The sequence below is a fragment of the Pantoea sp. PvP021 genome (assembly GCF_054056055.1).
In genome coordinates this window covers 611,164-625,240 of record NZ_JBSRXX010000001.1, presented here as the reverse complement: position 1 = coordinate 625,240, position 14,077 = coordinate 611,164, and the positions used below count along the sequence as shown (strand labels likewise).

Genomic DNA, 14,077 nt, shown 5'->3' with positions numbered 1-14,077 from the left:
ATGATGAATACTGTTGCTAAAATAATGAGATAACGCCTGCAGAGCACTTCCCGGAGGAAGTTTCCATGACCGATGAACAAGGGCAAACGTTGTTGTACACCCTTTTCGGTACAACCAGCCCTCATTGGCGTCTGACCGCGGACAGCGATGCGTTGCATTTTGCCGAAGATGAGTCGTCACAAACTAATATCGCCTTGCCGTTAACTCCCGGCCAGGCAGCCATGATACGCGCGATGCCGGTCATCACTTCAAGCATCAATCTGACTATGACGCTGCAGGGCATTGATGTTCCGATGCATTTTGTCGGACGCAAAGTGAACCAGGCGACATGGGCAGGAACCGCTTCTGCCTGGGGCGATACCTCAGCGGTCGCCCGCGACTTAACCCTGGGTCTTTCATTCGCCGAACAGGTGGTTTCTGAAGCCAACTCGGTGATTGTGATCCTCGATCAGCGCGGCAATATTCAGCGTTTTAATCGTCTTAGTGAAGAATATACCGGTCTGAATGAGCATGAGGTTATTGGCCGTAACGTCTTTCAGCTTTTTATGACCAAACAGGAGGCTTCTCAGTCACGACGCAACATCGCGGGCTTCTTCCGTGACGGTAACTCCTATGAGGTGGAGCGCTGGGTTAAAACCAAAAAAGGTCAGCGACTGTTTCTGTTTCGTAATAAGTTTGTTCACAGCGGCAGTGGCAAAAATGAAATTTTCCTCATCTGTTCTGGCACCGACATAACCGAGGAGCGACGCGCCCAGGAACGCCTGCGGGTGCTGGCAAACACCGATACGGTGACCGGTTTGCCTAATCGCAACGCAATTCATCAACAGATTAGCCTGGCGCTGGAGCGATCTGAGCGCGATGAGACCGGCGTGGTCTACCTCGATCTCGATAATTTCAAAAAAGTGAACGACGCCTACGGTCATATGTTCGGCGATCAGTTACTGCAGGCGGTTTCACTGGCGATTCTTAGCTGTCTGGGTAAAGACCAGACTCTGGGCCGGCTGGGTGGCGATGAGTTTGTGGTGCTGGCTGAGCACACCAGCCAGGCTGCGCTGGAGGCGATGTCCTCCCGCATTCTTGAGCGCCTGCGTCAGCCTTTCCGTATCGGACTAATCGAAGTGTACAGCGGCTGCTCTATCGGGATCGCTTTCGCGCCGCTGCATGGTGAAGATCGCGAGAGCCTTATTCGCAATGCTGACACCGCGATGTATCACGCCAAAGAGAACGGTCGTGGCAAGTTCTGTGTCTTCGCGGCAGAGATGAACCAGCGGGTCTTTGAGTACCTGTGGCTGGACACCAATCTGCGTAAAGCGCTGGAGCTGGATCACCTGCTGGTGCATTACCAGCCGAAAATCGACAGTGATGGTGAAGTCCGCAGCGCCGAAGCGCTGGTACGCTGGAACTCACCCGAGCGCGGCCTGGTCTCTCCTGCTGATTTCATTCCCTATGCCGAAGAGTCGGGACTGATTGTGCCGCTGGGACGCTGGGTCATGCTCAATGTGCTGAAACAGATTATCGTCTGGCGCCAGCAGGGCATTTTTCTGCGCGTCGCCGTCAACGTGTCGGCACGTCAGCTGATTGATCAAAGCATCTATACTGACCTGAAACAGGCACTGCATGAGGCGAATATCACCGACTGTCCTATCGATATTGAGCTCACAGAAAGCTGCCTGATTGAGAATGAAGCTGAAGCCCTGCGGCTGATGAAGCAGTTTCAGGAGCTGGGCGCACAGGTTCATCTGGATGACTTCGGCACCGGTTATTCGTCGCTTTCTCAGCTCGCACGTGTGCCGATCAATGCCATCAAGCTCGACCAAAGCTTTATCCGCGATATTAATAAACAGCCCGTCTCACAATCGCTGGTACGAGCTATCGTCGCCGTCGCCAAGGCGCTCGATTTGCAGGTGATTGCAGAGGGTATTGAGACCCCGGATGAAGAGAAGTTTGTCCTTAACAGTGGTGTCGATGGGCGTCAGGGCTACTACTACGCAAAACCAATGCCCGCGGAACAGTTTGGGCATTGGCTGGCTAAGCATCCTGCCCGCGTTTAACGCTAATTCAATTAACCCGCTTTACGCAGTGATGCGCTGTGGCGGTTTTGTAACTGAACCAGGCGTTCCATGTAAGCAATGTCTTTAGGTTCGATGGTAAAGGCGTAATCGACCCAATCTTCGGTAATATCCATCAGCTCAGCGCGTGACAGTTGCAGCACGCGCTGACGCGCTTTCAGCATTGCCCGCACGCCGTTGAGTTTAGGACGTAACGTATCGATAAAGGTGCGGGTGGCGCGGTAGCTGTCGCCGGGCTGGAAGACTTTATCCACCAGTCCGCGGGTTTCATACCACTCTGCGCTGTGGGACTCCCCTTCACAAATCAACTCCTCTGCCAGTTTCATGCCGGAACGACGCGCGACCAGTGAGTAGCCGCCCATGCCGGGAAAGAGGTTAAAAGCAATTTCCGGAAAGCCCATCCGCGCGTTGTTCTGCGCCAGAATGAAGTGATGCGCCAGCGCCGCTTCGAATCCGCCGCCTAACGCACTGCCCTCAATCATCGCCAGCGTCACCGCGCCGGTATCAAATCCCCGTGCTGCCGAATGGATGCAGTCAACGCAGGCACGGGCATAGGCCCGCAGCGCCTCACGGCGGTTATTGCGAATGCACTCGACAAAGAAGCGCAGATCGCCACCGGCGTTGAACATCTGTGGCACCAGAGAGCCGGTAACCCAGAAGTCGATCGGCAGACCGGAACGCTGAGCGGCGTAGCTCAGATTCATGATCTCCTCAATCAGTTCATGGTTAAAGCTCGGACGGGGCTGTGCACGCAACATCATCCACATAGTACGGCGCCCTTCTTCGTAATAGGCGACTAACTGCGTGGTGTTGCCGACTTCGGTAAATAATCTGCACGTTGCTTGGTTAATAACTGTCATTGTCTCATCCTCTGTTTATATTTGATGCGTTAAATACGCCACATCAGCGTAATGCAGAGTGAGGCCAGACCAAATGAGAGATTGATTTACAACACAAAATCCAGAGTGATCCCCGACTCGCGCGTCGGGGATTGATTAGGCGGGTTACTTAATAGCGGCACGCTGCTCCACGGCAACATGAAGACGCTTAACACGTTTTGAATAGATGGCCGTGATGATCGGCACCAGCACGGAGGTCACAATCACGGACGTTGCCACCAGCGCCGTGGCAGCAGGGGCAATCGGTTTAAACTGCGGCAGCATCTCGGCAATCAGCACCGGTGTCGCCACCGCTGCGCCTGCCGTACTGGATGCAGCTATGCCAGCCGTGCCATCCCCGCCCCCAATCAGCCGATCAGTCAGAATGAGTGGGATACCGGTAATGATGATCACCGACACGCCCAGCATGATGCCCAGCAGTCCGGTTTCCGCAATGACAGCCAGGTTAATGGTGTTACCCAGAGCAAAGGCGAAGAAAGGAATCAGCGTATGGACCGCTTTTCCGAAGAAGTCGCGCAGCTCCGGATCAAGATTCCCTAATGCAAACCCCACAATAAACGGCAGGACCGCCCCCACAAACACGTGCGGCTCGAATGAGGCGATGCCGGCGGTGCCCAGGATAACCATGGTCATTAATGGCCCGGACTCCAGAGACATCAGCACAAACGCACCCGCCTCCTCTTTGGAACCATATTGCTGCATGATCGAGGCATAAAGGCCGCCATTGGTCATATCCATGGCAGCCACCAACGCCAGCGTCGATAACCCGGCAAACATCCCTACTTCTACGCCATTCTCCGGCATCACCCGTGAGGCGATGGCAGCCACAACCCAGGCGACGGCGATCTTGGTAAGCACCAGCGTGCCCGATTTACGCAGTACCGTCCCGGTGGCGCTGAGTTTAATCGACGCGCCCATACAGAAAAACCAGACGGCCAGAATGGGTACCGTGCCGGTCATCAGGCCGTTGGTGAAAGAACCGAAATATTTCCCGGCGCCTGGAGAAAACGTATGACAGAGTGCGCCGATAAAGAGCGGAATGAGCATCATACCGCCCGGAATTTTGTCTATAGCACGTTTGATATGCATATGGATGTCACCTTTGCTATGCCAGAGGGTGGAGCAGGAAGTGCCCGAAGGCGATGCAAGCAAAGTAGTGACTTGGGGTAATCAAAACAGTGATCGATTCGATAAAATGAAACGCTGTTTTATTTTTAATGACCTGTTGTTTTGATAACTATGATGGAGATCGCCATACCAGTCTCAGATGAGACTAAAAAAAACGGGACGCCGTGGCGTCCCGCTCGCTATTTTTGCCCGTACCAGGCGTTCTCGCCATGCTTTCGCAGGTAGTGCAGGTCAAGCAGCGTCTGGTTAATCGGCGGCAGATTAGCGGTCAGCTGCTGGCTGAACAGGCCCATATACGCCACCTCCTCCAGCACAACCGCGCTGTGCACCGCAGCGTGGGCGTCTTTCCCCCAGGCAAACGGGCCATGAGAGTTGACCAGTACCGCCGGGATCGCCGAAGGAGACAACCCGCGTTGCGCAAAAGTCTCGATAATCACCTCACCGGTGTTCCACTCGTAGTCGTGCTGAATCTCTTCATTGCGCATCGAGCGGGTACAGGGGATCTCACCATAGAAGTCATCGGCGTGGGTGGTTCCCCAGGCTGGAATCGGTCGTCCCGCCTGTGCCCAGATGGTCGCATGCCGCGAATGGGTATGGACAATGCCACCCACCTCCGGCCAGGCGAGGTAAAGCGCGCGGTGCGTCGCCGTGTCCGATGAGGGGCGTTTATCCCCTTCCACCACGTCGCCACTCGCCAGATCGACCACGACCATGTCGTCGCGCTTCATCACTTCATAGCGTACGCCGGAAGGTTTAATCACCAGCAAACCCTGTTCGCGATCAACAGCGCTGACATTGCCCCAGGTGAAGGTCACCAGGTTGTATTTGGGTAGATCCAGATTCGCTTCCAGAACCTGTTGTTTCAGGTGTTCCAGCATCTATTTTCTCCTGCTGACAATCGTCCCTGAATTTTGCGGAGTCGGACGCGAAAGGGTTATGGAGCAAATGGCTATAAACGCAGAAGGAATGGCTGTGAATGCAAAAATGTGTCGTGATTTCAGAATTTTCTATCTTCGGAATTTAACCAGAACGCTTAGAATCCTCTCAGGCAATGCGTGGCCCTGTCGGGTTTGCATTGCGACTCTCCCGCTACAAACGGTTTGTCCATGGTGATCACATTTCCATGCCGACACGGATGCGGCAATGATGCGACACAAGCGGGCTGAGGAAATATCGGAGCTATACTAAGAGTGTTGCCTCTGTGAGCACATCAAAGGAGAAGTGTATGACAACAACAATGAAACGAATCACTGCCGTTGTACTGGCAACCACGTTAGCTGTTGCACTGAGCGGCTGTTCTAACTGGTCTAAACGTGACCGCAACACCGCTATTGGCGCGGGCGCGGGTGCGATTGGGGGTTCAGTATTGACTAATGGTAGCGCACTCGGCACAGTCGGTGGCGCCGCTGTCGGTGGTATTATCGGTCATCAGGTCCACTAAAGACCTTATTAAAAGAATAATCGGCTACGCTAAGCATCTACACAACAATCGGGCTACTTCGGTAGCCCGATTTTTTTTCAGCCACCCGCCAGTTTGACCTTCATGCCTTTGGCTTCCAGCAGGCTTTTCAGTAAATCGCGCTTATCCCCCTGAATCTCGATAACACCCTCTTTCACCGAACCCCCGCAGCCGCACTTCTTTTTGAGTTCGGCCGCCAGCAGCGTCAATGCCGCGTCGTCCAGGTCGATACCGATAATCAGGCAGACGCCTTTTCCCTTGCGACCACTGGTCTGGCGCTGGATGCGCACAATGCCATCCCCTTTTGGCCGCTCCTTCGCCGGCTCCGGCTGGGTAATGCGCCCGCTGTCGGTTGAGTAAACCAGTGGATTATCCTTCGCCATTATTGTGTCTCCAGACTGTGCAGGATCGCCTGCAGAGTGGCGGCAGGATCGGCGGATTGGGTGATCGGACGCCCGATAACCATATAGTCCACACCCGCCTGCTTCGCCTGCTCAGGTGCCATGATGCGACGCTGATCGCCAGCATCACTGCCTGCCGGGCGAATCCCCGGCGTGACCAGCACAAACTCCTGACCTAAAACCTGTTTGAAGCGGACAGCCTCATGGGCGGAACAGACCACACCATCCAGCCCGCACGACAGTGTCAGCTTCGCCAGTCGCTCTGCCTGTTCGGCAGGAGAAAGCGTAATGCCCAGCCCTTTGAGATCCTCTGCATCCATACTGGTCAGTACAGTCACCGCAATCAGCAGGGGCGCCTCTTTTCCAAAGGGAAGCAGCGCTTCACGCGCCGCGTTCATCATCCGAGCCCCACCACTGGCATGGACGTTGACCATCCAGACCCCGAGATCGGCAGCGGCCGCCACGGCATGAGCGGTGGTGTTGGGAATATCGTGGAATTTAAGATCGAGGAAGATTTCAAAGCCGCGCTGCTGCAGAGTGTTAACCAGCGAGGGGCCAAATAGCGTAAACATCTCTTTGCCCACTTTTAGGCGGCAACTGCGGGGATCGATCTGGTCGACAAAACGCAGTGCGCTGTCGAGGTCATGATAATCCAGCGCTACCAGAATCGGCGAAGCGGTCACGTTGTGGGGTGAAGGCATGGCATTTCCTCTGCAACAGGCGCCCGCAGGCGCAATAGACAAACGGCAAGCATTCTACCTGCGGTGTCTGACCATCACAATCGCCATTGCCCTCCTGCCTGGCAAATTATGCACTGTTGCTGAGGTCTGTAAGCTAACCTGCTCTCTAGTATGTTGTAACTATAATGGGCTATTAACAGTGCAGCTGTAACGGCCGGTTTACTGGCCGTCGAGGCCACGGATGGGCTTAACTGAAGACCAGGTGCGGCAGGATGGGCAGTGCCAGTAGAGTGCGTGGGCGGTAAAGCCACACTTCTGGCAGCGATAGCGCGGCTTGGTGCGGATCTGTTCGCCGACCATGTCACGCAACACCATCAGGCTCTCTTTCGCCCGGCCATCTTCCGCCTCATGCAGGTTTAAATCCATCAGGCGGTGGAACACCCGCATGGTAGGATGACGCTGCAGCTGACGGCTGATGTAATTCTGGGCCGCTTCGGGCCCCTGCTGCTGCTCAAGGATGTCAGACAGATAGAGCTCCGCCGCTGCGCCGGTGTTCTCTTCAACACAGCGATGAAGAAACTCTGACCAGGCGTCTGGCTGATTGAGCTGCTGGAAACAGGTCTCCAGCATCCCCAGCGTTTCACTCACCAGCTCTTTATCCTGATCCAGCACCCGCTGCAGATGGCCCACCGCTTTGGCGTAATCCCCTTTTTCCATCAGGATACGGCCCATCATGATCGAGATGCGTGCGCTGTTGCGATCGGCCGACTCCCCTTTCTTCAGCAGGCTCATGGCACGATCGAGATCGTCGCTGCTCATCGCCTGCAGAGCCAGTTCGCAGTAGAAGTGGGCTATTTCGCCTTTCTGCTTCTCTTTGCCAAGCTTAACCAGCCGCTCTGCGACTTCAATCGCCTGCTGCCAGTCGCTGGTTGCCTGGTGGATCAGCAGCAGTTGCTGCAGCGCACCCACCCGAAAGTCAGTTTCATCGGTGAGTTGCTTAAACATGTCTTCCGCGCGGTCATATAAGCCCGCCGCCATATAGTCGCGGCCCAGTTGCTGTACGGCGAGCAGACGCTGCTCATAGCTCAGGGAGGCGCTTTCCATTAAAGCCTGATGGATGCGGATGGCGCGGTCGACCTCCCCGCGCGAACGGAACAGATTGCCCAGCGTCAGGTGTGCTTCAACCGTGCCGCTGTCCTCTTTCAGCATCTCAAGGAAAAGGTCGACCGCTTTGTCCTGCTGATTGGAGAGCAGAAAGTTTACGCCAGCGACATATTCACGTGACAGTCGGTTGGCTTCCTGTTGCTTATCCTGATGCGCGCTGCGACGGCCCATATACCAGCCATACGCTGCCGCCACCGGCAGTAACAGAAACAGCAATTCATGCATCAGGGATTATTCCCGGCCAGCCGGAGATGATGGCGTGGTCGCCAGGGCAGTACTCTGCTCGATTTGGGTCTGCATACGCTTAATTTTCCGGTTGGCATTCGCCAGGGAGACGCGGGTCCGTAACCAGAACAGACCGCAGATGATCCAGCCAAGCACGAAACCTGCGCCAAACAGGGATGCCAGTAAGGTCGAGATGCTGAACTCACCCTGCGCCAGCAGATAGTTAAAAGTAATGACCTGATCGTTATGCGCACCCAGGGTGACGGAAATAATGAAAATGACCAGTACCACTAAAAAAATCAGCAAATATTTCACAGTGCATCCTGTTGTGAGGTTGTCGGGTAGAATTATGCCAAAACTCCAGCAAAAATGCTGCTCCCAGCAGCATCGGGCGGGTCGCTTTTACGCAGGCCCGTCTAATAATATGGGGTCTTACGGGTGAATTACAATCAGGGCTCCCGCTGCGCCACCTCTTTTTGCTCTTCCGGCGGCAGCGTCAGCGGGCCACAGAATCGCTGCGCCAGCCAGGTGGCAATGGTGACCAGTAGCCAGGAGAGTATGGTTGCCATCGCCAGATCCCGTGGCCAGTGCATGCCCAGCAGCAGACGACTCGCCATTACGCCGGTGGCCCACAGAAAGATCACCACCACGGTTTTATAGTGCCGACGCGGCCAGAGCAGACCCAATGCCAGCAGCGCCCAGCTGGCGGCAAACATAGTATGTCCCGACGGGAACGCGAAACCGGTTTCAAACGCCCAGTGCCGTTTCAGCCAGCCTGGGATCTGCGTCTCATCGGCAATCAGTGAGGTTACCATCTCGCCACGCTGTTTGCGCTTCATCTCGTAGAAGGTCTTTTCATCCAGCCCGTGATGCTGTTCCAGCCAGATCACATAAGGACGCGGCTCCTGAATCTGCTCTTTGATATAGGATTTGGTGTATTGCCCGGCCAGAATGGTGGCGTTCATGATCAGCAACAGCAGGATGGCTGGCTTCAGCCGAAAGCGCAGGCACCAGAGCATCCAGGCACTCAGCACGACGCTGGTAACAATGCCCCAGGGGTTGGTGACGGTCTCGGTCATCCAGAAGAGACCTTTCAGCAGCACATTGCTTTCGCCTGGTTGCCAGCGCCAGCCGCTGAGCCAGACCGCAACCGGCATGATCAGCAGCAGCAGCATTCCAAAGGTGGTACGACGTGAAATCTTAAACATCCTCTTCCCTTATCCCGGCGTCAAAAGAGAGCAATTGCATAACTTTAGCTTAAAAAAGAATAACATAACCGTTGCCGATTGGATAATTGTGCTTTATCACTGCAATTGGTATCAGAGATTACCAGCCCGCTTGCGGGTTGTGGCACAATATTGCACGTTTGTCGGGCCACACTGGCCTGTGCACTATCATGATGATAGTGCATCCTCTGAAGGTTCTGGAGAGTCACATGCAGCTTAAACGGGTGGCAGAAGCCAAACTGCCCACGCCATGGGGAGATTTCCTGATGGTTGGTTTTGAAGAACTGGCAACCGGACATGACCACGTTGCACTGGTTTTTGGCGATATTAATGATAACGAGCCGGTACTGGCGCGCGTTCACTCTGAATGCCTGACCGGCGATGCACTCTTCAGCCTGCGTTGCGACTGTGGTTTTCAGCTGGAAGCCGCTCTCAATGCCATCGCAGAAGAGGGTCGCGGCGCACTGCTCTATCACCGTCAGGAAGGCCGTAACATCGGTCTGCTGAATAAGATCCGCGCCTATGCGTTGCAGGACAAAGGGTATGACACGGTAGAAGCGAACCATCAGCTGGGCTTTGCCGCAGATGAGCGCGACTTCACGCTGTGCGCCGATATGTTCAAACTGCTGGGCGTCAATGAAGTGCGACTGCTGACCAATAACCCGCGTAAAGTGGAGATCCTCAGCGAAGCCGGTATCAACATTGTTGAACGCGTGCCGCTGGTCGTGGGACGTAATCCGAAGAATGCGCACTACCTGGATACGAAAGCGGAAAAGATGGGGCATCTGCTGCCGAAGTCATAAATAAGCTGGGATTCACTGGCATCTGACCCTTGAAGAAGCCCAATCTGAGAGAATCCTCAAGCAACGGATTAGCTCAACGCGCAGGGGGCACGGTCAGAAGAAGAAAGCGTCCCGCCGCCCGGATAAAAACGCCGGGAGCGTTTTTTGAACAACGCAAAGTGTTGGCCCGGTACGGGCGCACCTCAGGGATGAGGTGCGTAATTGCGCGGGCCGGGCATGTCATGGACTGGCATTAGCGTCTTTCCGATCTGACCGTGCTCCCTGTGCAGCCACGGTCTCACAGCTTCTTATTACAGACGTTGTAAGCCACATAAAAAAACCGGGTTTCCCCGGCTTTCTTATCAGTCCAGCATATTGCGGATAACGTAGTGCAGGATGCCGTCATTGCGGTAATAGGTCAGCTCATTACCGGTATCGATGCGACAGCGAGTGTCCAGCTCTTCCTTACTGCCGTCAGCACGGGTCAGCGTCACTTTAACGCTGCAGCCAGGCGTCAGTGCCTGAAGATTTTCCACGTCAATGCGCTCCTCACCGGTCAGCCCCAGGCTTTTGCGGGTCACGCCCTGCGGAAACTCCAGTGGCAGGATGCCCATCCCAATCAGGTTTGAGCGGTGAATACGCTCAAAAGATTCCGCAATTACTACCCTGACTCCCTGCAGACGTGGTCCTTTCGCCGCCCAGTCGCGACTTGAACCAGAGCCATACTCAAGACCCGCGATGACCGCCAGCGGCACGCCTTCCGCCTGATATTTCATTGCCGCATCATAGATGGCCAGCTGTTCGCCACTTGGGTAGTGTCGGGTATAACCGCCCTCCACGCCGGGTACCATCTCATTGCGGATACGGATGTTGGCGAACGTACCGCGCATCATCACTTCATGGTTACCGCGACGCGAACCATAGGAGTTAAAGTCTGTACGCTCCACACCGTGTGACAGCAGATACCGGCCGGCCGGACTTTCCGCTTTAATGCTGCCCGCCGGTGAGATATGGTCAGTGGTGACCGAGTCGCCCAGCATGGCCAGCACCCGCGCACCGCGAATATCCTGCACCGGCTTAGGCTCTTTCTCCATATCGTCAAAGAAAGGCGACAGACGAATATAAGTCGATCCCTCATCCCAGTCGTAAGTCGCGGCTTCACTCACCTTAATCTCCTGCCACTCTGGCGTACCGTCGAAGACTTCAGCGTACTCTTTATGGAACATGTCGCTGGTGACCTGCTGCACGGCCGTAGCGATCTCTTCCGGCGAAGGCCAGATATCTTTCAGGTAGACCGGCTGGCCCTGACGATCGTGGCCCAGCGGCTCGGTCTGCAGGTTGATCTTCATGTTACCCGCCAGCGCATAGGCCACCACCAGCGGCGGCGACGCCAGCCAGTTGGTTTTAATCAGCGGATGAATACGGCCTTCAAAGTTGCGGTTGCCGGACAGCACAGCACCCACCGTAAGGTCGCCTGCTTTGATCGCAGACTCGATTTCATCTTTCAGCGGGCCGGAGTTACCGATACAGGTGGTGCAGCCATAACCAACCAGATTAAAGCCCAGCTCGTCGAGATAAGAGGTCAGTTGCGCGACGGCCAGGTAGTCTGAAACCACTTTAGAACCGGGTGCCAGCGAGGCTTTGACCCACGGCTGACGTTTCAGACCCCGCTCGACCGCTTTCTTCGCCAGTAAACCGGCCGCCATTAAGACGCTGGGGTTGGAAGTGTTAGTACAGGAGGTAATCGCACTGATCACCACCGCCCCATCGGTCAGCTTATGCGTCAGCCCGGTATCACTGTCGGTATACTCAACGTTTTTATGGGGTTTCTGCGCCTGATTCACTTCCAGCTCATTGCTGGCATCAAACGCGGCGGGCACATCGCCCAGCGACACCCGATCCTGCGGACGTTTTGGTCCTGCGAGACTCGATTCCACCTCATTCATATCCAGCGCAAGAGTGCTGGTAAAACGCGGCTCATCGCCAGGATTGCGCCACAGCCCCTGCGCTTTGGCATAGGCTTCCACTAACGCTACCTGCTCGGCATCGCGTCCGGTCAGGGTCATGTAGCTCAGCGTGACGTCATCAACCGGGAAGAATCCGCAGGTCGCGCCATATTCCGGTGCCATATTGGCGATGGTTGCGCGGTCTGCCAGCGGCAGATCGGCCAGGCCATCACCGTAAAATTCAACGAATTTACCGACAACGCCGTGCTTACGCAGCATCTGGGTAACGGTCAACACGAGGTCGGTTGCCGTAATGCCCGCCCGCAGTTTGCCGGTGAGTTTGAAACCCACCACATCCGGGATAAGCATTGAGACAGGCTGACCGAGCATGGCGGCTTCGGCTTCGATTCCCCCTACTCCCCATCCCAGCACGCCAAGCGCGTTGATCATGGTGGTGTGAGAGTCCGTACCGACCAGGGTATCGGGCCAGGCGTACTCTTCACCATTCACGGTTTCATGCCAGATCGCCTTGCCGAGATATTCCAGGTTCACCTGATGGCAAATACCGGTGCCCGGCGGCACCACGCGGAATTTATCAAACGCCTTCTGGCCCCAGCGGAGAAAGACGTAGCGCTCATGGTTTCGCTCCATCTCCAGCCGGACGTTCTCTTCAAAGGCGTCATCATTGCCAAAATGGTCGACAGTCACCGAGTGGTCGATAACCAGATCAACCGGTGACAGCGGATTGACTTTCGCCACATCGCCGCCTAGCCGATTCACTGCTTCTCGCATCGCAGCAAGGTCGACTACCGCAGGCACGCCAGTAAAGTCCTGCATTAATACACGGGCTGGCCGGTAGGCAATTTCACGATCGGCGTGGGCATCTTTTTGCCAGTCAACCAGCGCCTGGATGTCCTCCGTCGTAACAGAGTCACCATCCTGATAGCGCAGTAAATTTTCCAGCAGGACCTTGAGGGATTTTGGCAGGCGATCGATATTGCCAAGGTGTTGAGCAGCATGGGGAAGACTGAAGATGTGATATTTTTTGGTGTCGACCTGCAGTACTTCCTGACTCTGCTCGCGTAGGGTAGACGACATAGCTCCTCCTTTCATTCATGGTCTTTAAACCTCAGAGAGACAAAGGTTTATGTTAAAGATAGACCACAATTTCGTTAACGTTTTGATTACAACACAAATTGCTACAATCGATCGCAAACGAAAATGCCCCGTGAAGTCACGAGGCATCATGAAAAGGTGATTTTAATTCAAATTACAGGGTTATCCACACCGCCGCAGACCAGAACGCAAAGGAGAATGCATACGCGCTGAGCCAGGACATTTTAATAATATTCATTTGGTTCACTCCTTCGCCGGAATCGGGCGTAAAAGTTTTTGCGGTCACCTTATAGAAAGAGGCGACACCCTTTGGTCGTACAGGATGTGGTAAGGGCATTTATAGGCCCACCGGAAATTCCGGTTTTAAAAGAACAGTGACGAAGAAATGGTCTGACAACGTTATTTGTTTTTAGGGTCCAGAAACGACTCAATAAAAAGTCTCTGGTTATCACTCAAATCCCATGAATCGGGGATAGACACTTTTTCGTCCTTTGCAAGGGGTTCTTTTCCTTTACAGGAGACCGTCTTGTGCTGACCCGAGGTCAGGGAACGTTTATGGCTGAGTGTATTTGCCCACATGGCTTTAGCCCCAGATACGCCAAATCATTAACGCGACAACTACCCAAAACAGCGCAGAGGCAGCGAATACGGTTAACCAGGCTTTGCGACGAGTGTTGCCGGTACGCTCAACCTTGGTGCTTTTTGCCGGGAAACCCGGTTGTACAGTCAGTCGTGTATTCATAGTTTTTGATAATCACTCTCAACAAAATGATTGATAACATCGATTAAGATTTAGGAGGAATCCTAAACGCGTTAAGGCCAAAAATCCAGTTATTTTTATTGAGTACAACGATTAACGGTATTAATCAATGAGCTCAGGTAACGTAAGAAATCATTAATATCGGAACTAATATTTAATTAAAAAACCCGCTAAAAAATTTGAGTTAATTTAAAAACAGATCCACTCAAAACTATAGATAAC

General features: G+C 54.4%; 13 protein-coding genes. 3 read left to right on the top strand and 10 right to left on the bottom strand.

From position 1 onward, the window contains the following. Nucleotides 1–65 precede the first annotated feature (65 nt). Complete coding sequence (pdeR, locus tag ACVKSX_RS02835) at nucleotides 66–2,051, top strand: cyclic di-GMP phosphodiesterase (protein ID WP_010244518.1); 1,986 nt, start codon at nucleotides 66–68, stop codon at nucleotides 2,049–2,051. Nucleotides 2,052–2,062: 11 nt separating this feature from the next. On the opposite strand, the gene ACVKSX_RS02830 is transcribed toward pdeR, so the two are convergent. From ACVKSX_RS02830 to araD, 3 genes are all read right to left on the bottom strand, one after another. After that, complete coding sequence (locus tag ACVKSX_RS02830) at nucleotides 2,063–2,929, bottom strand: crotonase/enoyl-CoA hydratase family protein (protein ID WP_003853843.1); 867 nt, start codon at nucleotides 2,927–2,929, stop codon at nucleotides 2,063–2,065. 144 nt (nucleotides 2,930–3,073) lie between these two features. Then, a complete protein-coding gene (gene kdgT / locus ACVKSX_RS02825; RefSeq protein ID WP_132498722.1) occupies nucleotides 3,074–4,057 on the bottom strand; it encodes a 2-keto-3-deoxygluconate transporter in 984 nt (327 codons plus the stop codon). A gap of 218 nt (nucleotides 4,058–4,275) precedes the next feature. Beyond that, entirely contained in the window at nucleotides 4,276–4,974 is a 699-nt protein-coding gene (araD, locus tag ACVKSX_RS02820) for an L-ribulose-5-phosphate 4-epimerase (protein WP_010244508.1), read from the bottom strand. Between the two features lie 347 nt (nucleotides 4,975–5,321). Between araD and osmB the strand changes: the two genes are divergently transcribed. After that, nucleotides 5,322–5,537 (top strand): osmotically-inducible lipoprotein OsmB, encoded by a 216-nt coding sequence (gene osmB / locus ACVKSX_RS02815; RefSeq protein ID WP_003853848.1) that lies wholly within the window; start codon nucleotides 5,322–5,324, stop codon nucleotides 5,535–5,537. A 77-nt stretch (nucleotides 5,538–5,614) separates the two neighbouring features. Here osmB and yciH read toward each other — a convergent pair whose 3' ends face one another. The 5 genes from yciH to pgpB all read right to left on the bottom strand — a co-directional run bounded on the left by yciH (nucleotide 5,615) and on the right by pgpB (nucleotide 9,233). Continuing rightward, nucleotides 5,615–5,938 carry a stress response translation initiation inhibitor YciH gene (gene yciH, locus ACVKSX_RS02810; RefSeq protein ID WP_132498724.1) on the bottom strand — a complete coding sequence of 108 codons (324 nt, stop codon included), beginning with the start codon at nucleotides 5,936–5,938 and terminating at the stop codon, nucleotides 5,615–5,617. Next, entirely contained in the window at nucleotides 5,938–6,657 is a 720-nt protein-coding gene (gene pyrF, locus ACVKSX_RS02805) for an orotidine-5'-phosphate decarboxylase (protein ID WP_307379730.1), read from the bottom strand. The genes yciH and pyrF overlap by 1 nt, the downstream gene beginning before the upstream one ends. 198 nt (nucleotides 6,658–6,855) lie before the next feature. Beyond that, a complete protein-coding gene (gene lapB, locus ACVKSX_RS02800; RefSeq protein WP_010244490.1) occupies nucleotides 6,856–8,025 on the bottom strand; it encodes a lipopolysaccharide assembly protein LapB in 1,170 nt (389 codons plus the stop codon). Nucleotides 8,026–8,031: 6 nt separating this feature from the next. Next, nucleotides 8,032–8,340, bottom strand: coding sequence for a LapA family protein (locus tag ACVKSX_RS02795; protein ID WP_010244487.1), 309 nt, complete (start codon nucleotides 8,338–8,340; stop codon nucleotides 8,032–8,034). Nucleotides 8,341–8,474: 134 nt separating this feature from the next. Continuing rightward, the gene (gene pgpB, locus ACVKSX_RS02790) at nucleotides 8,475–9,233 is read right to left on the bottom strand and encodes a phosphatidylglycerophosphatase B (RefSeq protein WP_033757837.1); all 759 of its coding nucleotides are present in this window, start codon (nucleotides 9,231–9,233) and stop codon (nucleotides 8,475–8,477) included. Between the two features lie 227 nt (nucleotides 9,234–9,460). Here pgpB and ribA point away from each other — a divergent pair, with 227 nt between their 5' ends. Next, entirely contained in the window at nucleotides 9,461–10,054 is a 594-nt protein-coding gene (gene ribA / locus ACVKSX_RS02785) for a GTP cyclohydrolase II (RefSeq protein ID WP_010244482.1), read from the top strand. Between the two features lie 341 nt (nucleotides 10,055–10,395). Here ribA and acnA read toward each other — a convergent pair whose 3' ends face one another. Then, entirely contained in the window at nucleotides 10,396–13,077 is a 2,682-nt protein-coding gene (gene acnA, locus ACVKSX_RS02780; protein ID WP_033769164.1) for an aconitate hydratase AcnA, read from the bottom strand. Between the two features lie 601 nt (nucleotides 13,078–13,678). After that, nucleotides 13,679–13,837 carry a YmiA family putative membrane protein gene (locus ACVKSX_RS02775; RefSeq protein WP_071778593.1) on the bottom strand — a complete coding sequence of 53 codons (159 nt, stop codon included), beginning with the start codon at nucleotides 13,835–13,837 and terminating at the stop codon, nucleotides 13,679–13,681. Between the last annotated feature and the right edge of the window lie 240 nt (nucleotides 13,838–14,077).

Coding starts and splice junctions, on each gene's coding strand:
- araD (WP_010244508.1), bottom strand. CDS start 4,974: ATGCTGGAACACCTGAAACAACAGGTTCTGGAAGCGAATCTGGATCTA.
- kdgT (WP_132498722.1), bottom strand. CDS start 4,057: ATGCATATCAAACGTGCTATAGACAAAATTCCGGGCGGTATGATGCTC.
- pyrF (WP_307379730.1), bottom strand. CDS start 6,657: ATGCCTTCACCCCACAACGTGACCGCTTCGCCGATTCTGGTAGCGCTG.
- pgpB (WP_033757837.1), bottom strand. CDS start 9,233: ATGTTTAAGATTTCACGTCGTACCACCTTTGGAATGCTGCTGCTGCTG.
- ACVKSX_RS02830 (WP_003853843.1), bottom strand. CDS start 2,929: ATGACAGTTATTAACCAAGCAACGTGCAGATTATTTACCGAAGTCGGC.
- ribA (WP_010244482.1), top strand. CDS start 9,461: ATGCAGCTTAAACGGGTGGCAGAAGCCAAACTGCCCACGCCATGGGGA.
- pdeR (WP_010244518.1), top strand. CDS start 66: ATGACCGATGAACAAGGGCAAACGTTGTTGTACACCCTTTTCGGTACA.
- lapB (WP_010244490.1), bottom strand. CDS start 8,025: ATGCATGAATTGCTGTTTCTGTTACTGCCGGTGGCGGCAGCGTATGGC.
- acnA (WP_033769164.1), bottom strand. CDS start 13,077: ATGTCGTCTACCCTACGCGAGCAGAGTCAGGAAGTACTGCAGGTCGAC.
- osmB (WP_003853848.1), top strand. CDS start 5,322: ATGACAACAACAATGAAACGAATCACTGCCGTTGTACTGGCAACCACG.
- ACVKSX_RS02775 (WP_071778593.1), bottom strand. CDS start 13,837: ATGAATACACGACTGACTGTACAACCGGGTTTCCCGGCAAAAAGCACC.
- yciH (WP_132498724.1), bottom strand. CDS start 5,938: ATGGCGAAGGATAATCCACTGGTTTACTCAACCGACAGCGGGCGCATT.